The 23,713-nt window shown below is 57.8% G+C and carries 19 protein-coding genes, 1 tRNA gene and 1 pseudogene; 8 read left to right on the top strand and 13 right to left on the bottom strand.

Features of this window, described 5'->3' with window-relative positions; translation table 11 throughout:
• Positions 1–19 precede the first annotated feature (19 nt).
• From LGL98_RS01120 to LGL98_RS01060, 12 genes and pseudogenes are all read right to left on the bottom strand, one after another.
• Positions 20–812, bottom strand: a pseudogene (locus LGL98_RS01120) (cellulose synthase operon protein YhjQ/BcsQ).
• 1 nt (position 813) lies between these two features.
• On the bottom strand, positions 814–1,359 hold the full coding sequence (gene bcsO, locus LGL98_RS01115; protein ID WP_136033840.1) for a cellulose biosynthesis protein BcsO: 546 nt from the start codon (positions 1,357–1,359) through the stop codon (positions 814–816).
• A 512-nt stretch (positions 1,360–1,871) separates the two neighbouring features.
• The gene (gene dppF / locus LGL98_RS01105; protein ID WP_087806108.1) at positions 1,872–2,885 is read right to left on the bottom strand and encodes a dipeptide ABC transporter ATP-binding subunit DppF; all 1,014 of its coding nucleotides are present in this window, start codon (positions 2,883–2,885) and stop codon (positions 1,872–1,874) included.
• On the bottom strand, positions 2,882–3,865 hold the full coding sequence (gene dppD, locus LGL98_RS01100; protein WP_136033842.1) for a dipeptide ABC transporter ATP-binding protein: 984 nt from the start codon (positions 3,863–3,865) through the stop codon (positions 2,882–2,884). Before dppD ends, dppF begins: the two co-directional genes overlap by 4 nt.
• 10 nt (positions 3,866–3,875) lie before the next feature.
• Positions 3,876–4,778 (bottom strand): dipeptide ABC transporter permease DppC, encoded by a 903-nt coding sequence (gene dppC / locus LGL98_RS01095; RefSeq protein WP_004145207.1) that lies wholly within the window; start codon positions 4,776–4,778, stop codon positions 3,876–3,878.
• 9 nt (positions 4,779–4,787) lie between these two features.
• Positions 4,788–5,807 (bottom strand): dipeptide ABC transporter permease DppB, encoded by a 1,020-nt coding sequence (gene dppB, locus LGL98_RS01090; RefSeq protein ID WP_008806900.1) that lies wholly within the window; start codon positions 5,805–5,807, stop codon positions 4,788–4,790.
• A 134-nt stretch (positions 5,808–5,941) separates the two neighbouring features.
• Positions 5,942–7,549 (bottom strand): dipeptide ABC transporter periplasmic-binding protein DppA, encoded by a 1,608-nt coding sequence (gene dppA, locus LGL98_RS01085; protein WP_136033844.1) that lies wholly within the window; start codon positions 7,547–7,549, stop codon positions 5,942–5,944.
• Positions 7,550–8,264: 715 nt separating this feature from the next.
• Positions 8,265–8,341: transfer RNA gene (locus tag LGL98_RS01080), tRNA-Pro, on the bottom strand.
• Positions 8,342–8,460: 119 nt separating this feature from the next.
• A complete protein-coding gene (locus LGL98_RS01075; protein WP_136033846.1) occupies positions 8,461–9,855 on the bottom strand; it encodes an ankyrin repeat domain-containing protein in 1,395 nt (464 codons plus the stop codon).
• 195 nt (positions 9,856–10,050) lie between these two features.
• Entirely contained in the window at positions 10,051–11,724 is a 1,674-nt protein-coding gene (eptB, locus tag LGL98_RS01070; RefSeq protein ID WP_136033848.1) for a kdo(2)-lipid A phosphoethanolamine 7''-transferase, read from the bottom strand.
• Between the two features lie 243 nt (positions 11,725–11,967).
• On the bottom strand, positions 11,968–13,173 hold the full coding sequence (locus LGL98_RS01065) for an L-lactate MFS transporter (RefSeq protein WP_136033850.1): 1,206 nt from the start codon (positions 13,171–13,173) through the stop codon (positions 11,968–11,970).
• Between the two features lie 241 nt (positions 13,174–13,414).
• Positions 13,415–13,996: an autotransporter outer membrane beta-barrel domain-containing protein gene (locus LGL98_RS01060; RefSeq protein WP_168435387.1), complete on the bottom strand. Its 582-nt coding sequence runs from the start codon at positions 13,994–13,996 to the stop codon at positions 13,415–13,417.
• A gap of 206 nt (positions 13,997–14,202) precedes the next feature.
• On the opposite strand from LGL98_RS01060, the gene tag reads away from it, so the two are divergent.
• Positions 14,203–14,784 carry a DNA-3-methyladenine glycosylase I gene (gene tag, locus LGL98_RS01055; protein WP_136033852.1) on the top strand — a complete coding sequence of 194 codons (582 nt, stop codon included), beginning with the start codon at positions 14,203–14,205 and terminating at the stop codon, positions 14,782–14,784.
• On the top strand, positions 14,762–15,202 hold the full coding sequence (locus LGL98_RS01050; RefSeq protein ID WP_136033854.1) for an N-acetyltransferase: 441 nt from the start codon (positions 14,762–14,764) through the stop codon (positions 15,200–15,202). Before tag ends, LGL98_RS01050 begins: the two co-directional genes overlap by 23 nt.
• Here the strand turns inward: LGL98_RS01050 and LGL98_RS01045 are convergent.
• The gene (locus LGL98_RS01045) at positions 15,171–17,501 is read right to left on the bottom strand and encodes a molybdopterin guanine dinucleotide-containing S/N-oxide reductase (RefSeq protein WP_136033856.1); all 2,331 of its coding nucleotides are present in this window, start codon (positions 17,499–17,501) and stop codon (positions 15,171–15,173) included. The two genes, LGL98_RS01050 and LGL98_RS01045, sit on opposite strands and share 32 nt — an antisense overlap.
• A 166-nt stretch (positions 17,502–17,667) precedes the next feature.
• Here LGL98_RS01045 and LGL98_RS01040 point away from each other — a divergent pair, with 166 nt between their 5' ends.
• The 6 genes from LGL98_RS01040 (at position 17,668) to ghrB (ending at position 23,631) form a co-directional block, all read left to right on the top strand.
• Positions 17,668–18,330, top strand: coding sequence for an OmpA family lipoprotein (locus LGL98_RS01040; RefSeq protein WP_130946469.1), 663 nt, complete (start codon positions 17,668–17,670; stop codon positions 18,328–18,330).
• Between the two features lie 103 nt (positions 18,331–18,433).
• The gene (locus LGL98_RS01035; RefSeq protein WP_002921918.1) at positions 18,434–19,450 is read left to right on the top strand and encodes a LacI family DNA-binding transcriptional regulator; all 1,017 of its coding nucleotides are present in this window, start codon (positions 18,434–18,436) and stop codon (positions 19,448–19,450) included.
• A 111-nt stretch (positions 19,451–19,561) separates the two neighbouring features.
• Positions 19,562–20,311 carry a sugar phosphate isomerase/epimerase family protein gene (locus LGL98_RS01030; protein WP_136033858.1) on the top strand — a complete coding sequence of 250 codons (750 nt, stop codon included), beginning with the start codon at positions 19,562–19,564 and terminating at the stop codon, positions 20,309–20,311.
• 3 nt (positions 20,312–20,314) lie between these two features.
• Positions 20,315–21,250 carry a sugar kinase gene (locus LGL98_RS01025; RefSeq protein WP_136033860.1) on the top strand — a complete coding sequence of 312 codons (936 nt, stop codon included), beginning with the start codon at positions 20,315–20,317 and terminating at the stop codon, positions 21,248–21,250.
• Positions 21,251–21,354: 104 nt separating this feature from the next.
• Complete coding sequence (locus tag LGL98_RS01020) at positions 21,355–22,635, top strand: MFS transporter (protein ID WP_136033862.1); 1,281 nt, start codon at positions 21,355–21,357, stop codon at positions 22,633–22,635.
• Positions 22,636–22,659: 24 nt separating this feature from the next.
• Positions 22,660–23,631: a glyoxylate/hydroxypyruvate reductase GhrB gene (gene ghrB, locus LGL98_RS01015; protein ID WP_136033864.1), complete on the top strand. Its 972-nt coding sequence runs from the start codon at positions 22,660–22,662 to the stop codon at positions 23,629–23,631.
• Positions 23,632–23,713: the final 82 nt, after the last annotated feature.

The raw sequence follows: 23,713 nt of genomic DNA, 5'->3' as shown, positions 1-23,713 counted from the left end.
TCAGCAGCCCTGCAGTAAGTTAACGCCCTGACATGCGTGGCTGGCTGTGCACCGTGCCATCGCCAATATGGATACCCAACAGCGAAGATATTTTTTTAGCAATAATTTCAATATCAAAGGCCGCTGCGGAGGAGGCATTAAAGTCCAGAATCGACTTCTGCGAGGCATTGGCCTCCACCACGCTTTCATCACGATGGATCACGCCAAGCAGGCGCTCGCCCAGTTTCTCTTCCATCAGGCTGGTGACGTCCCGGCTGACCTGACGACGGCTATCGCTTTGGTTAATGACGAAATAGTGCCCATGCTTATGATTCAGCGCCGCGCCGGTCAGGCGCTGCTTTTCCACGTGCGCCAGGGTCGACATCGACGCGGTATCCGCCAGCAACGGGATCAGATGCAGGTCCGCCAGCCCCGTCAGCGCGTTGAGCGCCGGTGAAGGCCCCGGCGGCATATCGGCGATAGTGATAAGCCCGGGATAGTTGAGCAGCGCCGACAGACCGCGCGTCAGAAAATGCTCGTTATGAATCAACTGGTCATCAAACGCCTGACGCTGCGCTTCGTCCACTTCGCCATACGGCAGGACGAAAATATTGCTGCCGGCGCTCAGCACGCACTGGCTCCAGTCATGCAGCTCCAGCGCCTTCGCCACGTAGCCCCGCTCATCACTTAGCGGCACGCCAAAATGCAAACGCAGGGCGTTCTGAACATCAAAATCCAGCGCCAGCACTTTGCTGCCGGTTCGCGCCAGCGAATAGGCTAAATTGGCCGCCAGGGTCGTTTTCCCTACACCGCCTTTCGGTGAACAGACACAAATCAACGGCATGTCGCAATCCTTTCCAGAAGTGATTTCAAAGGCTGGTCTTTATTTTTCGCCACCGGCTCTGCGCTTTTCGCGGCGAACAGGTGGGCATAGTTCTCGGCGGCGGGCGCGGGTCGGGGGGCCATTCTCGGCGGCGGAGCCATTGTCGGTTCAGGTGCCGGGATCGCAGACGACGGTGCCGGGGTCATCTCGGGGGCCGGAGTAACAGGCTCCGGGGCTGCCGCAACGGACTCCACAACCGGTAGCGGGGTCGCAGGCGCAACCTGAGCGGCAGGGGTAAGCGGTGCGGAGGCTGGCGTCGCCACGGTCGCCGCGTCTACCCGATGAAACAGATCCGCAGGCACGGGCTGCGGTAACGGCGCGGAAACCGATCCTCCCAGGGCCAGAGAAGCGGGTTTTCCGGCATCGGGATGAAGCTGATTGAGGATCGCCCAATCGCCATGTTCGCGCGTGGCGGCCTGCGAAGAAAGATCCTGAAATTTGAGGTTTTGGGTCCGCGTTTTTTCTTGAAAGCGCTGCAGATCATCATAATGGTTCATTGATAACCTCATGATTTTAAATATTTCATATTAAATTTTTTGTTATTCTTGATATATTAAAAATATCGTGACGTTTCTGGTATGGCAGATAACACGCCGGTGCAGACGTACCAATACACACGATTGACAGGGATATAATAGTTTAGAATTTAATTTTCGGTGTGATTCCACGGCAGAAGTATCGCTACACTAACACTTCTCTTTCAGAATGATAGCCCCATTTTTTAGGTATACGTACATCCTTAATCTCCGCGCACCACCAGACTTCCCATCCCGTTCAATATAAATGTATTAAGCGACGACGAAAGCATAGCGTCAGATTAGCGAAAGAATAAACCTCAACCATTTTAATTTCTCTTTAATTCTAAAAAAATGGGCTGAAAAGCGTATTTTTTCAGATAATCTACGAAGAATGCTTCGAGAGTATGGCTTAAACGGCGGCAATATGCGGGCGGGGTGGGTTCATTCACGCAGGAAGAGACGCTCCCGGTCAGGCGACCGGGAGCGCAATATCAGGCGAGATTTTTTTGCGGGTTCTCATCCTGATCGACGGCAAAGCAGGCCACCAGCTGGCCACCGTAATCCTTCAGCTGCGGCTGAAGCTGGGTGCAGGGGCCGAAGCGACGGCGGCAGCGCGCATTGAAGGCGCACCCCGGCGGCGGGTTCAGCGGGCTCGGCAGTTCGCCGGTGAGCTTGATGCGCTCGCGCCGATCGTCCGGGTTCAGTCGCGGCGTCGCCGACAACAGCGCCTGGGTGTACGGATGACGCGGATTGTTGAAGATCTGGTCCTTGGTGCCCTTCTCCACACAGCGGCCGAGATACATCACCATCACTTCATCGGCGATATGCTCGACGACCGACAGGTCGTGGGAGATAAACACGTAGGACAGGCCTAAATCCTGCTGCAGATCCATCATCAGGTTCAGCACCTGGGCACGTACCGAAACGTCCAGCGCGGAGACCGGCTCATCGGCAATCACCACATCCGGATCCAGCATCAGCCCACGGGCAATAGCGATACGCTGACGCTGACCGCCGGAGAACATATGCGGGTAGCGATCGTAATGCTCGGTTTTCAGGCCGACCTTCGCCATCATCGCCAGCGCTTTTTCACGCCGCTGCTCTTTACTCAGGCTGCTGTTAATCAACAGCGGCTCTTCCAGAATCTGTCCCACTTTTTTACGCGGGTTCAGCGAACCATACGGATTCTGGAACACAATCTGGATTTTTTGCCGCCGCAGCTTCTGCGCCTGCGGGTCGTGCTTGAGCAAATCCTGCCCCTGATAATACAGCTCGCCGCCGGTGGGAATTTCAATCATCGTCAGCAAACGACCCAGCGTCGATTTGCCGCAGCCCGATTCTCCGACCACTGCCAGCGTTTTACCGCGCTCAAGAGTAAAGGAGACGCCGTCCAGCGCTTTCACCAGCCGTTCCGGGGCGAATATCCCCTTCTTCACCGGATAGTGTTTTTTCAGATCAATGGCCTGCAACAGCGGTTGTGGCGTGGCGGCCTTTTGCGTACTCATAATCCAGGCCTCCCGGCATCATCGAGTGGGTAGTGGCATTTAGACTGACGGCCGCCGGTAAGATCCGCGAGCGCGGGTTCTTCGCTCCGGCATTTATCCGTGGCATAGGGGCAGCGCGGGTTCAGCAGGCAGCCGTTAGGGCGGTCATATTTTCCCGGCACCACGCCCGGCAGCGAGGCCAGACGCGCTTTATCCTGGGCGAACTCCGGCAGCGCGCGCAGCAGCGCCTGGGTGTACGGATGACGCGGCGCGCGGAAGATATCCTTCGCGTCACCGGTCTCCACCACCTGACCCGCGTACATCACGATAATTTTGTGCGCGGCTTCCGCCACCAGCGCCAGATCGTGAGTAATCAGCACCAGAGCCATATTCTCCTGCTGCTGTAGCTCCAGCAGCAGCTCGATGATCTGCGCCTGAATGGTCACGTCCAGCGCGGTGGTCGGTTCATCGGCAATCAGCAGTTTTGGCCGACAGGCAATTGCCATTGCAATCATCACGCGCTGGCTCATGCCGCCGGAAAGCTGATGCGGATAGACGTCCAGCCGCGAGGCCGGATCGGGAATGCCCACCAGGTTCAGCAGGTCGATGGCCCGCTGGCGGCGGGTTTGCTTATTGCCCCCCTGATGGACCTTGATCGCTTCCATAATCTGGTAGCCGACGGTGTAGCACGGATTGAGGCTGGTCATCGGATCCTGGAAGATCATCGCCACTTCCGCCCCCACCAGCTGGCGCCGCTCTTTTTCCGAAATTCGCTGCAGATCGCGGTCGTTAAACTCCAGTTTGTCCGCCATCACCCGGCCGGGATAGTCAATCAGGCCCATAATCGCCAGCGAGCTGACGGATTTACCGGAACCGGACTCCCCGACGATACCGACCACTTCACCCTGCTTCACGCTATAGCTGATGCGGTCTACGGCACGGAACGGCGCATTTTCATCGCCGAAATGCACCGATAATTTATCTACATTCAATAATGCCATCTCGAACCTCTTACTGCTTCAGTTTGGGATCGAGCGCGTCACGCAGACCGTCACCCATCAGGTTAAATGCCAGCACCGTCAGCAGGATCGCCACGCCCGGGAAGGTCACCACCCACCAGGCGCTCTGCGCGAACTGCAATACGTCGGAAAGCATGGTGCCCCATTCCGGCGTCGGCGGTTGCGCGCCCATGCCGAGGAACCCCAGCGCTGCCATGTCGAGAATGGCGTTGGAAAAGCCCAGCGATGCCTGAACGATCAGCGGCGCGAGACAGTTGGGCAGAATGTTGACGAACATCTGGCGCATCGCGCCGGCGCCCGCCACGCGGGAGGCGGTCACGTAGTCGCGGTTGACCTCCACCAGCACCGCGGCGCGCGTCAGACGCACATAGTGCGGGAGCGCCACGAAGGTCAGCGCCAGCGAAGCATTGACGATCGACGGCCCGAAGATAGCCACCAGCACCAGCGCCAGCAGCAAGCTCGGCAACGCCAGCATAATATCGACGACGCGCATGATGATGGAGTCCACCACCCCGCCGAAATAGCCCGCCACCAGACCGAGCACCACGCCAAGGATCAGCGACAGGACCACTACCAGACAACCCACCAGCAGCGACAGGCGGGCGCCGTACATCAGGCGCGACAGAATATCGCGGCCCACGTCATCGGTGCCGAGCAGATGCGCCATGCTGCCGCCGTCCTGCCAGAACGGCGGCGCCAGCAACGAATCACGGAACTGATCCGCCGGGTTATAGGGGGCGAGGAAGTTGGCGAATACCGCGATGACGATCATCACCACCACGTATACCAGCCCGACAACCGCCCCTTTGTTGCGTTTGAAATAGTGCCAGAACTCCTGCAGCGGAGTCATGGGTACCGGCGCAGCGATAACTTTATTTTCAGTAACTTGTGACATGATGGCCCCTTACTTCTTATGCCGGATACGCGGGTTCACCACGCCATACAGCAGGTCGACCAGCAGGTTGACGAGGATAATCATCGTCGCCACCAGCAGCACCCCGCCCTGCACCACCGGGTAATCGCGACGCTGCAGCGCGTCGATCAGCCAGCGGCCTAAACCAGGCCATGAGAAAATGGTTTCCGTCAGGATGGCGCCCGCCAGCAGCGTGCCCACCTGCAGGCCAATGACCGTCACCACCGGCAGCATCGCGTTGCGCAGCGCATGGACCACGATCACCCGCATCCGGGTCAGCCCTTTGGCGCGCGCGGTACGGATATAGTCTTCGCCAAGCACTTCCAGCATCGACGAGCGCGTCATACGCACAATCACCGCCAGCGGGATGGTGCCCAGCACGATAGCGGGCAGGATCATATGCATTAAGGCGTCAATAAAGTCGCCCTGCTCGCCCCAGATGGCGGTGTCGATCAACATAAAGCCGGTCAGCGGCAGGGTATCGTCAAGGAATACCGTATCGCTGATGCGCCCGGAGACCGGCGTCAGGTTCAGCTGCACCGAAACCAGCATAATCAGCATCATGCCCCACCAGAAGATAGGCATCGAGTAGCCGGTCAGCGCCAGGCCCACCGCGGTGTGGTCAAAGATGGAGCCGCGTTTTACCGCAGCCAGCACGCCCACAGGAATACCGACGGCGACGGCGAAAATCATCGCGCAGACGCCCAGCTCAAGGGTGGCTTTAAAGCGTGGGACAAACTCCTGCCACACGGGAATGCGGCTTTTCAGCGAGATACCTAAATCGCCGTGCAGCACGCCCCAGATATAGTGGGCATATTGCTGCCACAGCGGCTTATCAAGGCCCATTTCGGCCAGCAGCTGCGCGTGACGTTCGGGGGAAATACCACGTTCGCCCGCCATAATCATCACCGGATCGCCGGGGATCATATGGACGAAGGCAAAGGTGAGAAGGGTGATACCGATAAATGTCGGGATGACAAGTCCCAGACGTCGGAGAATAAACTGCAACATAACCCGGATTCTCTCTAGTGACGCCCCGCCTGGCGACAGGGCGTCTGTATTGCTCACAAAAGCATTCCCCGGAATAGCGGGAATACGCCCCCCGCCTCTCCCACGCGGGGAGAGGGGGTCAGGCATCGTGCTTATTATTCGACGGAGACGTTATCGAAGTGGTGTTTGCCCAACGGGTCCACCACATAGCCTTTGACTTCTTTACGCACCGGCTCATAGACGGTGGAGTGAGCGATGATCAGCGCCGGAGCCTGGTCATGCATCACTACCTGAGCCTGTTTGTACAGTTCAATACGCTTGTTGTGGTCGTCGGTAGCGCGGGCCGGCTGAATCAGATCTTCAAACGGCTTATAGCACCAGCGCGAGTAGTTGGAGCCGTCTTTCGCCGCGGCGCAGCTGAACAGGGTCGCGAAGAAGTTATCCGGATCCCCGTTGTCGCCGGTCCAGCCCATCATCACGCTCTGGTGCTCACCCGCTTTTGCCCGCTTCAGATACTCGCCCCACTCGTAGGTGACGATCTTGGCCTGGACGCCGACTTTCGCCCAGTCGGCCTGGATCATTTCAGCCATACGGCGCGCGTTCGGGTTATACGGACGCTGTACCGGCATCGCCCACAGGTCGATGGTGAAGCCTTTTTCCAGGCCCGCTTCTTTCAGCAGCTGCTTCGCCTTTTCAGGGTCGTAGGTGTAGTCCTTAACATCGTCGTTATAGCCCCACATGGTCGGCGGGATCAGGTTCTTCGCCGCCTGGCCTGCACCCTGGTAAACGGCTTTGATGATCGCTTCTTTGTTGACCGCGTAGGTCAGCGCCTGACGAACTTTGACGTCGTCCAGCGGTTTCTTCTCGGTGTTAAAGGAGAGATAACCGACGTTCAGACCCGGCTGTTCCAGCAGGGTAATGTTTTTATCTTCCTTCATGCGCGCGATATCCGCCGGGTTCGGGTACGGCATCACCTGGCACTCGTTTTTCTGCAGCTTGGCGTAGCGCACGGAAGCGTCCGGGGTGATGGAGAAGACCAGACGATCGATCTTCGGCTTGGTGCCCCAGTAGCCCGGGAAGGCTTTATACAGAATGCGGGAATCTTTCTGGTACTGCAGCAGCTGGAATGGGCCGGTACCGATAGGGTTGAGGTCCACTTTTTCCGGCGTGCCGGCTTTCAGCATGTTGTCGGCATACTCTTTCGACAGGATAGAAGCAAAGTCCATCGCCAGGTCAGCGAGGAACGGCGCTTCCGGACGGGTCAGGACGAACTGGACAGTATTATCGTCCACTTTCTTCACTTCGCTAATCAGGTCCGGTAAGCCCATCCCTTCAAAGTATTCATAGCTGCCGCCAGAAACTTTATGGTACGGGTTATTGGTATTCTTTTGGCGATCGAAAGAGAACACCACGTCATCGGCGTTCAGGTCACGGGTTGGTTTAAAGTCTTTATTATCCTGCCACTTTACGCCCTGACGCAGATGGAAAGTATAGGTTTTGCCATCAGGACTGACTTCCCATTTCTCGGCAAGCCCTGGAATAACTTCCGTCGTACCGGTTTTAAATTCGACCAGGCGGTTATAGATAGGTACGGAACTGGCGTCGTAGGTGGTGCCTGAGGTGAAGAGCTGTGGGTTAAAGCCTTCCGGCGAGCCTTCAGAACAATACACCAGGGTTTTCGCTTGTACGCTGGCGGCGACGGTCATGGCGACCAGGCTCAGACCAAGCTTCAGCATCCCTGATTTCTTCAAGGAAATACTCATTATTCTGCTCCAAAACTGTGATGTTGTTTGCATATATCCGCCGGACCTTTATTTATTTTTTACCCGGTCCGGTCGGTGGTGCCCGAAGGCGTTGAGAGAGATGGGGATTCCGTTCGCTAAAACGACTGAGTTGCAGTACGGATTCTCCATGAAATGCCCCTCATGCCCTACAATCTGTCAACAGAATGGAGAAACGTCAATACAGCCAGCCGGGTTTTACATCCGGCATGAGAAACCGCAGGCAAAGATTAAAAAAACTTGATAGCACTATTTTCAGCAGAGAAATTTATGCTACTGGTAAATAACCAGCATAAACAGCTTAATAATTTACGACACCTGGTGGTAAACAATGCCAATAAATGAGAAAAATTTCTTGCTGTGTGACCAATATGTGAGCGATTAATAGCGTGAACGTTAAAACGCACAGCGGAAAATGCTGCCTTGAGCCATAAGCTTCGCGAAAAAAGATCTGTTCATCGATAAAAAAATGCAATGGAAGATGTCACAAAATAGTGAACAGACGGCTGGAAAGCGAAGTAAAGACGATTTTTGTGATTCTGATGTGATTTTTGCCAGTAGCATACTGCTGATGCCCGGCGGCGCTGCGCTTGCGCGGGCCTACGGAACGCGAGTCGAACCTCCTGCCCCCGGAGGTTCTCATCCTCCCAGGCCTCAGATGCAAAAAAGCCTGCTCGTTGAGCAGGCTTTTCGAATTTGGTCGGTGATAGAGGATTCGAACCTCCGACCCCTTCGTCCCGAACGAAGTGCGCTACCAGGCTGCGCCAATCACCGAATGCGGGGCGCATCTTACTGCTGGGATGCCTACCCGTCAATGCCTTATTTTCAAAAAATCGCTCAACCGGCGAGAAACTCAGCAGCCTGAGCAGCGAATCGCCGGTTGCTCATCGTTTTTAGCGGCAGTTGACCTCAAACGTTTTGCGATACTCGGATACCTTACAGGTCACCGGCTCACCGAAATAGGTCGCGCCCACCGGGGTGAATTTAAACTCCCCCAGCAACATCGTCAGTTCCCCCAGCTCCGCGCAGGATTGTTGATGACGCATAATATCCGGGCGGGTATCGTTATTCACCGCGCGGGCGATGTCGCTGTATGCCAGCTTGTCGGCAAAGGCATTAGCACAAAACTGGAGTTCGCTTTGCGCCATATGCGCGGCCTGCCCTTTCAGCTCGGCATGCTGCGCCAGCAGCAGCTGGCGAACCTCGCCGACCCGGCTGTAGCCGATCGCTGTATAGCCGCCCTTATTGCTGAGATTGACACTGGCGCCAGCCGCAAGCAGCGCCTCGACATTGGCTTTATTATTCATTTTGACCGCCAGCATCAGCGGGCTCAGGTCGTTGGCGGAGAGCTGGTCTACCTTTGCACCGCGCTGCACCAGCGCCGCGATCACCGCAGGCGACCCCTGTCCCGCCGCCACCTGCAGCGCCGTGAGTCCTTCATGGTTCGGCTTATCCACTTCCACCCCGGAGGCCGAGAGCGCCAGCACCAGATTCGGATCATCTCCTGCGGCCGCCAGCATCAGCGGTGTGGTGCCGGATTTATCCGCCAGGCTGGTGTCCGCCCCGGCGTTGGCCAGCGTCGTGATGGTTTTCGCCGAACGCGCGTGATCGACCGCGAGGAAAAAGGCCGATTCCCCTGTAGCATTGACGGCCTTTACGTCCGCGCCGTGCCTGAGGAGCAGCGCCACGATCTCATCGACGTTTTTCTTAAACGCGCCGGGCGCCAGTTGTAACGCCATGTCTTCGGTCATTAACGCACGGTTGCCCGCCGCCAGCGATTTCGCCGCCGTTGCGCCGACTATCTTGTCCAGCGTACTTTTCTCTTCGACAGGCGCATCGGGCTTTTTCATTGCCAGAATATGCTGATAGTCGCTTCTGACGTCGCCGCCGTCGGAGATGGCGGACATCAATGCCGTGCTCTTGTCGACAGTGGTCTGATTCACAGACGCTCCCGCCTGGAGAAGATCGCGGATAATCGCTGTATCGCTACCCCGCGCCGCCGCCAGCATCAGCGCCGTAACGCCCTGGCGCGTCTGGAGATTTGGCTTCGCCTGACGCTTAAGCAGCAATTCCACCACATCGCGACGATTTTCCGCGGCGGCGACCATCAAACCGCTTAAGCCGCTTTTGTCCTGACCATCCACATCCAGGCCGTTATTCAGCATGGCTTCGATCGTCGCTGGCGCAGCGTATTTACAGGCCAGCAGGAACTGGCCGGTCTCTTCCTCAGACTGGCAGCCCGCGAGCATCAACAAGCACAGTAAGGCCAACCCCTTTATCACCTTCATCCTTTCTCTCCATGAAAAGTTCGTGCACAGGGGGAGCGAGAAAACTGGAGGGTAATCTAAGAAGAAGAGGCAACCTGCCAGACACATCCACTGTGCGAAAAAAATCCCTCGCGGGCGGTTGCCGGCGAGGGATTAGCTTATCCTGGGCTCAGGAAGGGAGAACAGACCCGAGAATCTGAAAATAAACCCCGTGCCTTACTTTTTCCAGCGGCACCAGTTGTTGTTCTCATTGATCCCGCCATCCGGCGAGGTATAGCCGAGGCAGCCCATAATGGTGTCGTACAGTTCGACGTGACGGCGCGGCACCTTCATCGCCGCCTGCTGCTGCAGATGGGCAAACGCGGCAGCGTGATCGGGATTTTCCAGGTACTTATCCGACATCCACACCATCATCGGCACGCGGAACTGCTCCGGCGGCGCCATCTTGCGCGGCGTACCGTGCAGGTGTTCACGCTCGTTAATCGACTCCCCGTGGTCGGCGGCATAGAACACAATCGCTTTCTTATCCCGCAGCTGGTCGAGGACGCTGACGATAAAGTGGTCGACATAGGTCACGCTATTGTCGTAGGAGTTAATCAGCTCCGCTTTCGAGCACTTGTTGTCGACACCGACGCACTCCGGCTTCCACTGAGCGAAGCTGCGCGGGTAGCGTTGGGTGTAGTTAAAGTGAGAGCCTTTGGTGTGAAGAATGATCAGGTGCTTACCGGCGGCGTTGTCCTGCGCCATACCACGCTTCATCTCCTCCACCAGCAGCATATCGTCAACGCTCTTACCGCGGTTGCGCGGCTCGGCGCCAATTTGCTCGCGGTAGGCGATATTGTTGGCCATCGTGTTGCTGTAGAACCACATCTCGCTCTGCATGGCATAGAGATTGCCGTTGAAGCCCAGTTGATGGAGCACGGCAAAGACGTTCTGCTCTTTGAGCGTTCGCTGCGGGTTATCCTCCGCCCCGCCCTCGCGCACAAACATACAGCGTAACGACAGCTTGGTGGCGGTATCGCAGGAGTAGCCGCGGAAAGCGACAAGATTCTTCTCTTTCGCCAGCTCTGGCGTGGTATTGCGGCTATAGCCGAGGATACCCATATGGTCCCAGCGGGTCGTTTCACCAATGATAAACACCACATAGGTGTCATCCAGGCCTTCCGGCGCGACGTAGGTAAACTTCTTCGCCGGATTAATCAGCGATTTATTATCTGAGGATTCATCAACCTGCGCCCAGGCGTACAGCCCCAGCGCCGACAGCCAGTTTGATGGCAGATAGGAGTTGGCGATCACCCCACCGTAGCTCGGCATATCCACTTCCGAATGGCGCTCAACGTCATGCTGACGTAGCTCAAGCAGGCGGATGGGCCCCCAGACTATCAGCCCGGCGAGTACGACGATCAATACGTTCTTAACCCGCTGACCCGGGGTGCGCAGCTGGCGCAGCAGCGTATGACGGCAACGGTTGCTCCAGATGAACAGCAGCGGCGGCGCGCTCACCACCACCAGCCAGAGGATCAGGTGCCAGCCGATGACCTCTTTCGACAGGTCGATATCGGTGGTCATCACCGAGGCGATAATCCCGTAGCCAATCACCACATTGAGGAACGTCATGTAATAACTGGCTGCGGCGGAAAAGAGGACAATCAGCGTCGCCAGAATGCGCCAGATGCGGCGACCAAACAGTGACAGCAGACGTAACAGGAAGAAGGTGACAAATACCGTGGCAACCAGTTCAACGACACCGGAAAGCCCTTTCCAGAAAGTGAACTCTTGAGCATAACCATCAAAACGCCGAAAAAAAACGGCGACGTTCATAAACCAGCCGATGTACAGCGCCAGCCAAAAACTAAGCTTCTGCTGCGTCATCGTTCTAATATATTTCATGCAAGCAAACCTGGAAAAATAAGAATAAAACACCGCCTGACGCTATGGCACGTGTCAGTAGGCTAATAGGGTGCGTTAGGGTTGGTTATCAGAAACCTCTACAAAGCGCGATAAGTAGACCACAGGGAACGGGAAAAGTATCAGGAGGGAATGTGATCCAGCCAAACATTTACAAAAGATTTGGCTGGATTGGCACTATTTGCTTAGGGAGTTAACCAGGGTGCTCGATTTACGCTATCAGTTTCAGGCATGCGCCTCGCTATATACGCTGCTTTTTGGCTGACGGATGGTGGTGGACAGCGCCAGCGAGAGAATCAGCAGGGCGAAAATCACGCAGAAGGTCACGTAGAAGCCGCCGAACAGCGACGCGATAAGAGAGCCGCAGATGCTGCCGATACCAAAGCCCAGATAAATCACGCCGTAGTTTTTCGCCAGATTGTTCAGGCCAAAGAACTCGCTCACCAACGATGGGAAAACGGTGATGGTGCCGCCGAAGTTAAAGGCGACGCAGGCGATAGCGGCGAAGAAGGTCATGGCATTCAGCGGGGCGAACAGCAGCGCGGCCATCCCCACCAGCGACACCACCTGACCAATGGTAATCACGCGAATGCGGGAGATTTTATCGGACAGGATGCCTAACACCAGGCGGCCGCTAAGATTCGCAATTGAGATAACCGTTACCGCGTTGGCCGCTGTGGCAACATCCAGGTGGACCATCCCCTGGGCAATATCTTTCGCTACGCCAATCACGTACAGGCCGCTCATGCAAGCCGTCAGGAACATCACCGCCAACATCCAGTACTGCGGTTTACGCATCGATTCGGCGAGCGTGAAGTCATTTTCCACGACGCCGTTGGCCGCGGTGGTCGCCGGGTGATTCGGGGCATCTTTCATCAGGGTCGCGCCAAAGACGATCATTACCAGCACGATAGCGCCCCAGATGACGAAGGTTTTTTCCAGGCCAACGGTGGCCAGCAGGTGGGAATCAATAAATTTGAACCCCAGGCTGCCGAGACCATAGGAGCCAATGGAGAAGGCGGAGATCAGCCCTTTACGTTCCGGGAACCACTTCACGCAGTTCGACAGGGTCAGCAGATAACCGGCACCGTCCGCCAGCCCCACCAGCACGCCCGCGCTCAGCCACAGCATCATCAGGCTGCTGGAGTGCGCGGTCAGGAAGAAGCCCAGGCCGAGCAGGATCCCGGAGGCCATGGTGACGCGCTTCACGCCAAAACGTTCCTGCAGCTTGCCGGCGACCGACGAAGAGAGCGCCAGCCCGAGACTCAACAGACCAAAGGAGAAAGCCACCTGGCTGACCGGCTCGCCCAGTTTGTCAGACAGCGAACTGTTAAACAGGCTCCAGGTATAAACCGAACCAAGTGCGAATTGGGTGATGATGGTGCCGATTAGCGTAAGCCAACGGGTTGATTGACGGTATGCAGCGTTCATAGCAGTTGTCCTGATAAATTAACTGCCGCCACAATAGCGAAGGCCCCTCTTCCTGTGGGGGAAAAAGGCATGAACTGCCCTCAGCAAGGAATGAAATGCATTTATGGCGGAATGAATGGCATTGCATGACATTCATTCCGCGAATTTCAGGGGAAAAGTTAGTGTGCGCTATCTCACAGAAATGCGCCATTACTGAGATTTAACAATAACCACACCGTTTCAAACGCGTAACAATCTCCGGTCAAAAGTTAGCGCTGACCCCCATCAGATAGAGCGTATTTTCCCCCGACGGAACATTGTCCGCCTGTGACAGCGTCGCCCATGCCGCGACATGGGAGCCTAAGCGCATATCGGCGCCTAAGGTCACATCGCCCCAGCCGCCCTCTCTGGTACGGGAAGACGGCGTCCAGCCATCGCTGGCGAGCGACTGGTTATAGCTCACCTGCGCCCAGGGATGCACGCCCCACAGCGACTGATAATCCATACGCCAGCCGAGCGTGTTGACATACCCCGTCTCGCCGACGCTTCGCACTGTCGGTGTGGTGGCGTCGCTGCGCAGGCTGGCCACCGGCCCGGAGGTCATGCCATTCGCCAGCAGATAATTCCAGCCGACGCTCAGACCATGGTTGCTCTCCGGCGGTGCCAGGGCCTGGTTTAGCGCCAGGCCGCCGGGTGGCTCAGAGGACTTCATCCGCTCGGCGAGAATATCTTCATAACGTGGTTGGTGATCGCTATCCCAGGTATAGCGTTCAGACGTATTACTTTTTGTATCGATAGCGATATATTCCTGTTGCCAGGCATTCGCTCCAGAGACACACGACATCCAGACGGATACGCTCGCCGGGATCAAGAACCCCCGGAGGCCATTGCATTTCTTTATTATCATTAATGCGACTCCAGAAAAGAGCCGAATCGGCAATATTGCTGTGTTTTTTTTGGGGATACGATTTCCCTGTATTAACTATTATCTTTATCTTTCAGCCGTCAAGCCGGGGCGTCCACTTTTTTAGCGCAGAGGGAGAAATAGCTATGCAGCGTTGCGGATGGGTGAGTCAGGATCCGTTATATATTGAATATCACGATACCGAATGGGGCGTCGCGCAAAGAGAATCCCGGCGATTGTTTGAAATGATCTGCCTTGAGGGCCAGCAGGCCGGTTTGTCGTGGATCACGGTGTTAAAGAAACGGCAGAACTACCGCCAGGCCTTTCACCAGTTCGATCCGGTGCGCGTGGCGGCAATGGGGGAAGACGATGTTGAGCAGTTGCTGCAGAATGCCGGGATTATCCGTCATCGGGGAAAAATTCAGGCCATTATCGGCAACGCCCGGGCGTATCTGGCGATGGAAGAAAATGGCGAGTCGTTCACTGATTTTGTCTGGTCTTTCGTCGACAATGCGCCGCAGGTGACCCGCGCCGCGACGCTGGCGGAAATCCCCACCACGACGCCGGCCTCCGATGCGCTGTCAAAAGCATTGAAAAAACGCGGCTTTAAGTTTGTCGGCTCGACAATCTGTTACTCCTTTATGCAGGCTTGTGGGCTGGTCAACGACCATGTCACCGGCTGCTTCTGTCACCCTGGAGGTCAGGATGATCCGCAAGTGGGACACTGAAGATACCGCGCCGCTGCTGGCCCTGTGGCTGGAAAGCACGATTCATGCCCATCCTTTTATCAGCGAAAGCTACTGGCGCGACAGCCTCGCGGTGGTAAGGGATGTCTATCTTCCCGCCGCCAGCACCTGGGTCTGGGAGCAAGACGGTGAATTAAAAGGCTTTGTTAGCGTGCTGGACTCCCGCTTCGTCGGCGCGCTGTTTGTCGCGCCGGACGCCATCCGCCAGGGCATTGGCCGGGCGCTGCTGGATGAAGTCAAACAGCATTACGCCTGGCTGAGCCTCGAGGTTTACCAGAAGAACGAATCGGCGGTCAGCTTCTACCATGCGCAGGGCTTCCGGATTGAAGACTGCGCATGGCAGGACGACACTCAGCACCCGACGTGGATTATGCGCTGGCCGGCGGTTCAAAAGCTGTAAGCGGCAGCGCCGGGCCGGTATATTTCTCCAGCCACGCCAGGGCGGTGTTCCCGGCACAGCCGTTGCCGAGCCGGGATGTCGGGATATCTTTGGTTAAGACGTTCACCGCCCCGTTTTTGCAGATGCCCACCTGCGGATCCAGGTCGGGCCACGCCCCTTCATGCAGGCAAATCACCCCCGGGCGGATCCCCTCCGTCACCACGGCGCCGGCCAGCACCTGACCGCGGGCGTTCCATACCCGCACCAGATCGCCATCGACAATCCCGCGCGCCTGCGCATCCTGCGGATGAATAGTCAACGGTTCGCGCCCGGCGACGGCATAGCGTTCGCGCAGCGCGGTATGATTCAGTTGACTATGCAGACGGTGGGCCGGATGGGCTGACAGCAGCTGCAGCTGCCCGTCTTCAGCGTTGCCGTGCCACTCGTCGGGCTCCAGCCACATCGGGTGCGGCGGGCAGTCAGCGTAGCCAAAAGCGGCGATGGCCGGCGAGTAGATCTCTATTTTACCGCTCGCCGTTTTCAGTGGGTTAGCCTGGGGATCGGCGCGGAAGGCCGCGAAACGCGCAAAACGGGCATTCTCCGGCTCCTCCGGCATCTCAATCAGCTGATTAGCCTGCCAGAATTCGGCAAACGGCGGCAGCGTCACCTGCTGCTGGGCGCCGCGCCGGGAGGCCATCTGATAGAAGGTCTCCAGCCACTGCAAATCACTCTTCCCTTCGGTGAAGCGTTCGCGGCCCCCCGTTTCCCAGCGTTCGCTGAGGTCGGCAAAGACCGCGAAATCGTCGCGCGCTTCATCTCGCGGGGCAACCACCTGCTTCATCGGCACCAGATGCTGATTACTGTAGTCCCCGGTCATGGTCAGATCGTTGCGCTCAAACGAGGTGGTCGCCGGCAGGACGATATCGGCATGGCGCGCGGCGGCGGTCCAGAAGCATTCGGAAATGACGATGAGCTCTGGTTTCTGCCACGCCTGAATCAGCCGGTTGGTGTCCTGATGATGGGTAAAGTTGGCGCCGCCGGCCCACCAGATAAAGCGAATATCGGGGAAGCGGCGCGCCATGCCGTTGTGCTGATACTCCGCCCCCGGATTTTCCAGCGCCTCGACGATCCGCGCGACCGGGATCTTCTCCACGGCATCCACACCGCCCGCCACGCTCCCCTGCATCGAGCCCAGCACCGCCGCGCGGCGCGTTGGGTTACCGCCGTTGGCGAAATGGTAGGAAAGACCAAACCCGCCACCGGGGGTGCCAATCTGACCCAGCATGGCGGCCAGGGTGACCAGCATCCAGTGTTTCTGCTCGCCATACTGCTGACGCTGCATACCCCAGCCGGCCATCAGCATAGTGGTATTTTCGTGGAAAAGTTTCGCCAGTTCACGGATCTTATCTGCTTCAACGCCACAGATTGCCGCTGCCCAGTCGGCGGTTTTCGCTACGCCGTCGCTTTCACCGGTCAGATAGCGGGCAAAGATGTCGTAGCCGCTGGTGCAGCGGGTAAGAAACGCATCATCCTGCCAGCCATTTTCCACCAGCGTATGGGCGATCCCCAGCATCAGCGCGACGTCGGTGCCCATATGCGGGGCGATCCACTCCATCGCGTCGCCAAAGAAATCGACGGTTTCCGATCGCATGGGATCGATGCAGATCAGACGCTTGCCGCTCTGACGCAACCGGTCAAACCACGGGATCCCCTGCTCATCGGAGGCGTTCCAGGCAATTTTCAGCGTGTTCAGCGGATTGGCGCTCCACAGCACCACCACCTCGCTATGCTCGAGCACCAGCGGCCAGCTGGTCTGCTGCTGATATACCTCATTGCCGCCCACGACGTAGGGCATGATCGCCTGCGCCGCGCCGGTGGAATAATCGCCAAGATGGCCAGTATAGCCGCCCGCCAGGCTCATATAGCGCTGCAGCAGCGTCGCCGCCTTATGCAATACGCCGTTAGAGCGCCAGCCGTAGGAACCGGCAAAAATGGAAGCCGGACCGTAGCTGTCACGAATGCGGCGGTGCTGGGCATCAATTAAATCCAGCGCCTGATCCCAGCTCACCCGCACAAATTCATCCTGGCCGCGGATCCCCTGGGGTTGGTCCGGGGAGGCGAGAAAGCCTTTGCGCACCATCGGGTAGCGCACGCGGGTTTTGCTGTGCACCTGATCGCGTACTGCCGTTTGCAGCGAATTGGCAAACGGTGTCGCCAACGCGCCGCGGGAAGAGAGGACGTTTTCTCCGTCCGTTTCCACCAGCATCGGCCCCCAGTGGGCGGCGGTTAAGATGGTTTTAGTTGCAGATGAGGTTGGCAAGGGCGGCTCCTGGTCAGCGAATGCAGGTGTGATGACGGCGTGATGGGCACCGTTCAATGTTATTTACAAAATGAGATGGTATCCGGGGAATTTTCTCCGTAATCGCGCGTCATAATCAACCGTCACGTTCGCTGTGACAAAGAATAAAAAGGATTAAGGACATTAAATGAAAAAACGCGTACTTATGATTGCGGCGCTGGTCAGCGGCACCCTGGCGATTTCTGGCTGCACCACCAACCCCTATACCGGTGAGCGTGAAGCGGGTAAATCCGGTATTGGCGCAGGCATTGGCTCTTTAGTGGGCGCAGGCGTCGGCGCGCTTTCCTCTTCCAAACACGATCGCGGCAAAGGCGCGCTGATTGGCGCAGCGGCCGGCGCGGCGCTCGGCGGCGGCATCGGTTACTACATGGACGTGCAGGAAGCGAAGCTGCGGGAAAAAATGCAGGGAACCGGGGTCAGCGTGACGCGAAATGGCGACAACATCGTGCTGAACATGCCGAATAACGTCACCTTCGACAGCAACAGCGCCAACCTGAAGCCGGCCGGCGCCAACACCCTGACCGGCGTGGCCATGGTGCTGAAGGAGTATGAAAAAACCGCCGTTAACGTCGTCGGCTACACCGATAGCACCGGCAGCAAGGATCTGAACATGCGTCTGTCGCAGCAGCGTGCGGACAGCGTCGCCAGCGCGCTGATCACCCAGGGCGTGGCGGCCAACCGCATTCGCACCACCGGCATGGGCCCGGCGAATCCGATCGCCAGCAACAGCACGGCGGAAGGCAAAGCGCAGAACCGTCGCGTGGAAATCACCCTCAGCCCGCTGCAGTAAGCGCATCTTCATATCGCCCGGCAGCGCCTCTGCCGGGCAAAATGCTTGATATCGCTATTTTTCGCGCTAAGGTGTTGGCAGATTTTCAGCAAAGGAAGCCACCATGGCGAAAGCGGCGCGTGCAACCATTAGCGATGTGGCGAAAGCCGCAAAGACCGGCAAAACCAGCATTTCACGTTATCTTAACGGCGAAAAGCATCTGCTTTCCGACGACCTGTTATCTCGTATTGAAAAAGCCATTGCCGAACTCGACTATCGCCCCAGCCTGATGGCCCGCGGTCTCAAGCACGGCCGAACCCGACTTATTGGCCTGATCATCGCCGATATCACCAATCCCTACTCGGTCAATGTCATGAGCGGCATTGAAGCGGCCTGCCGGGAAAAAGGCTTCACCCTGCTGGTATGTAACACCAATAACGAGCTGGATCAGGAGCTGCACTACCTGGACCTGCTGCGCAGCTACCAGGTGGAGGGTATTGTCGTCAACGCGGTCGGCATGCGGGAGGATGGCCTGAATCGCCTGCAGCAGTCGGCCCTGCCGATGGTGCTGATTGACCGTAAAATCCCCGATTTCGCCTGCGATGTGGTCGGGCTTGATAACGCCCAGGCGGCCACCACCGCCACCGAACACCTGGTGGAAAAAGGTTTTGAGGCCATCCTGTTTCTCAGCGAACCGCTGGGCTCGGTGAATACCCGCCGCGAGCGCCTGAGCGCTTTCCGCGCCACGCTCGCCCGCCATCACGGCGTGGTGGCCGAAAACGCCGAGGTGCAGCTCAACGACGGCGCGATGCTGGATAATGTCCTGCGCCAGTTCCATGCCCGCCACCGCGGGATGCGCAAAGCGGTGATCTCCGCTAACGGCGCACTGACGCTGCAGGTGGCCCGCGCCCTGAAGCGCGTCGGCCTGATCTGGGGCAGCGATATCGGCCTGCTGGGCTTCGACGAACTGGAGTGGGCGGAGCTGGCCGGCGTCGGTATTACTACCCTCAAACAACCGACGTGGCAGATCGGCTACGCGGCGGTGGAACAGGTGATTCGGCGCATTGCCGGCACTAACGATCCTATCCGCGAGCGGGTATTTTCCGGCGAGCTTATCGTCCGCGGATCAACCTCCCGTTAACGCTCCTTCGTGATGCCGATCATAAATTAAACATCTCGCCCTTTCTTATGGAACCGATACCATCTAGCGTAATAAGGAGATTAAGCAACAAACGCCGGGAGTAAGAGCGCGATGGCCAGAAAAATTATTGTCGTTACCGCTGCATATGGTAACGACCATGTTAAATCCTTAGGCGGGCAGGCCGCCGTCCTGCCGTTTATCGCCGACGCCGGCGCGGACGGCGTCGAAATCCGCCGCGAACTGTTCAGCGCGGAAGAGCTCAATGCCCTGCCAGCGCTGGCGGCCACCATTGAGCGCCACGGCCTGCTGGTCTGTTACTCCGCGCCACAGGCGCTGTTCAGCGACAACGGCGAGCTTAACCCGCAACTCCCGTCGCTGCTCGCGGAAGCACAGACCCTGAATGCTCTGTGGCTGAAACTCTCTCTCGGCCATTTCCTTCACAATCAACAGCTGGACACCCTGCGCGCGATCCTCAGCGACAGCGGCATGGCGCTGGTGGTAGAGAATGACCAGACCGACTGCGGCCAGCTGGCGCCGATGCAGCGCTTCAAAGCCGCCTGCCGGGTCCATCAGCTGCCGATCACCCTCACCTTTGATATGGGCAACTGGCTGTGGGTCGGCGACTCGCCGGAAGAGGCGGCCCGCCATCTTGCGCCAGCGGTCAGCTATATTCATGTTAAAGCGGCGGAGCCTCATCATGAGAAATTCCGCGCGGTACCGCCGGATCAGGCTGCCGAACGCTGGCTGGCCCTGCTCGATAATCTTCCCGCCGATGCGCCGCGTGGGATCGAGTTTCCGCTGACTGGCCATGACCTGACGGCCGTGACCCGCCGCTACGTCAACCTGTTACGTGAGGATTAAGCCGTGGAAAATTTAGATGTCATCACCATCGGCGAAGCCATGGCCATGTTTGTCGCCACCGAGACTGGCGACCTGGCCGAGGTGGAGCATTTCATGAAACGCGTTGCCGGGGCCGAGCTAAACGTCGCCACCGGCCTCGCCCGCCTGGGGCTAAAGGTCGGCTGGGTGAGCCGCGTCGGCAACGACAGCTTTGGTCGCTTCGTGCTCAATTCGCTGGCGAAAGAAGGGATCGATAGCCACGCTGTGGCCATCGACAACCGCTTCGCTACCGGCTTTCAGATGAAATCGAAAGTCGAGAATGGAACCGATCCCATTGTGGAGTATTTCCGCAAAGGCTCTGCCGCCAGCCACCTGTCGCCGGACGATTTCCGCGCAGACTATTTTACCAGCGCCCGCCATCTGCACCTGAGCGGTGTGGCCGCTGCGCTCTCTGAAAGCTCTTACGCGCTGCTGGAGCACGCGGCAAGAGTGATGAAAGCCGAGGGAAAAACCCTCTCTTTTGACCCCAATCTGCGCCCGGTGCTGTGGAAAAGCGAAGCCGAGATGGTAGAGAAACTCAACCGTCTCGCCTTCCAGGCTGACTGGGTTTTGCCAGGCTTAAAAGAGGGCGTGATTCTTACCGGCCAGCAGACTCCGGAAGGAATTGCCGATTTCTATCTCTCCCGCGGCGTCAAAGCGGTAGTCATTAAAACGGGTTGCGACGGCGCCTGGTTCAAGAGCGCCAGCGGCGAGCAGGGAACGGTTGATGCGATTAAAGTCGATAACGTCGTCGATACCGTCGGCGCCGGCGACGGCTTTGCCGTCGGGGTGATCAGCGCCCTGCTGGAAGGCAAAACCCTGCTTCAGGCGGTGAACCGCGGCAATAAAATCGGTTCGCTGGCGATTCAGGTCCAGGGCGACAGTGAAGGTTTACCCACCCGCGACGCGCTGGATGAATAACGTTTATACGCAACAATAACAGCCGTCCTGTACCCTACCTGCAGCGCGGCACAGCAGCGTCCGTTTCGGCGGACGTATGTCACCTCATTGACAGAGGCAAGCCTATGAATAGTTCAACAAATGCAACAAAACGCTGGTGGTACATCATGCCGATCGTGTTTATCACGTACAGCCTGGCGTACCTCGATCGTGCCAATTTCAGCTTCGCCTCCGCGGCTGGCATTACCGAAGATTTGGGGATCACCAAGGGGATCTCTTCCCTTCTGGGGGCCCTGTTTTTCCTCGGCTACTTCTTCTTCCAGATCCCCGGCGCTATCTATGCAGAGCGCCGCAGCGTTCGCAAACTGATCTTTATCTGCCTGATCCTGTGGGGCGGTTGCGCCTCCCTGACCGGTATTGTGCATAATATCCCGGCGCTGGCGGCGATTCGCTTTATCCTCGGCGTCGTCGAAGCCGCGGTGATGCCGGCGATGCTTATCTATATCAGCAACTGGTTCACTAAATCAGAGCGCTCTCGCGCTAACACCTTCCTGATCCTCGGTAACCCGGTGACAGTCCTGTGGATGTCGGTGGTCTCCGGCTATCTGATTCAGGCTTTTGGCTGGCGGGAAATGTTCATCTTCGAAGGCATCCCGGCGGTGATCTGGGCCTTCTGCTGGTGGGTGTTGGTAAAAGACAAACCATCACAGGTGGGCTGGCTGGCAGAGAGTGAAAAAGCCGCGCTGCAGGAACAACTGGATCGTGAACAGCAGGGCATTAAAGCGGTGCGTAACTATGGCGAGGCCTTCCGCTCCCGCAATGTGATCCTGCTCTGTGCCCAGTACTTTGCCTGGAGTATCGGCGTATACGGCTTTGTACTGTGGCTGCCGTCGATTATCCGCAGCGGCGGTGAGAATATGGGGATGGTGGAAGTGGGCTGGCTCTCTTCCGTCCCGTACCTGGCGGCCACTATCGCCATGATCGTGGTTTCCTGGGCCTCGGATAAACTGCAGAACCGTAAACTGTTCGTCTGGCCGCTGCTGCTGATTGGCGGGCTGGCCTTCATCGGCTCCTGGGCGGTCGGTGCTAACCACTTTTGGGTCTCCTACACCCTGCTGGTGATAGCCGGGGCGGCAATGTATGCGCCTTACGGCCCCTTCTTCGCCATTATTCCGGAAATGCTGCCGCGCAACGTCGCCGGTGGGGCCATGGCGCTGATCAACAGTATGGGTGCTCTGGGCTCCTTCTTCGGCTCGTGGTTTGTCGGCTACCTGAACGGTGCCACCGGCAGCCCCGCAGCCTCCTATATATTCATGGGGGTGGCGCTTTTCGCGTCAGTATGGCTGACTTTGATTGTTAAGCCTGCTAATAATCAAAACCTTCCACTTGGCGCTCATCACGCCTGAACGACTCACACTACGGAGATTCGCATGAAGCCGTCTGTCATTCTCTATAAAACACTTCCCGACGACCTGCTACAGCGTCTGGAGGAGCACTTTTCCGTCACTCAGGTGAAAAACCTGCGGCCGGAGACCGTTTCGCAGCACGCAGAGGCCTTTGCCCAGGCTGAAGGCCTCCTGGGCTCCAGTGAAAAGGTTGACGCCGCGCTGCTGGAGAAAATGCCGAAGCTGCGTGCGACCTCCACTGTTTCTGTTGGCTATGATAACTTCGACGTCGAGGCGCTGAACGCCCGCCGGGTGCTGCTGATGCATACCCCGACCGTACTGACCGAGACCGTCGCCGATACGGTCATGGCGCTGGTGCTGAGCACCGCGCGCCGGGTGGTGGAAGTGGCGGAGCGCGTCAAAGCGGGCGAGTGGACGAAGAGCATTGGCCCGGACTGGTTCGGCACCGATGTTCACCATAAAACCTTAGGTATCGTCGGCATGGGCCGCATCGGTATGGCGCTGGCGCAGCGCGCCCACTTCGGGTTCGGCATGCCGATCCTGTATAACGCCCGCCGCCAGCATCCGCAGGCGGAAGAGCGCTTCAACGCCCGCTATTGCGATCTCGATACCCTGCTGCAGGAAGCCGATTTCGTCTGCCTGATCCTGCCCCTGAGCGAAGAGACCCACCATCTGTTCGGTCAGGCGCAGTTTGCCAAAATGAAATCTTCTGCCATCTTCATTAACGCCGGGCGTGGTCCGGTAGTGGACGAGCAGGCGCTGATCGCCGCCCTGCAGGCCGGTGAGATTCACGCTGCCGGTCTTGATGTGTTCGAGCACGAACCGCTGGCCAAAGACTCACCGCTGCTGAGCTTACCGAACGTTGTCGCGCTGCCGCATATCGGCTCTGCCACCCATGAGACGCGCTACAACATGGCGGCCTGCGCGGTGGACAACCTGATCGATGCCCTGAACGGTACCGTTGAGAAAAACTGCGTCAATCCGCAGGTTAAATAAGCCATAAAAAAACCCGGGTGGCGGCGGCAATCGCCCTCCCCGGGTTCTTTTTGCATCCTGTCCATCATCCTGCCCGTTCGCC

The organism is Klebsiella africana (assembly GCF_020526085.1).
Classification (GTDB): Bacteria; Pseudomonadota; Gammaproteobacteria; order Enterobacterales; family Enterobacteriaceae; genus Klebsiella; species Klebsiella africana.
This window is presented reverse-complemented; position numbering and strand designations above follow the sequence as displayed.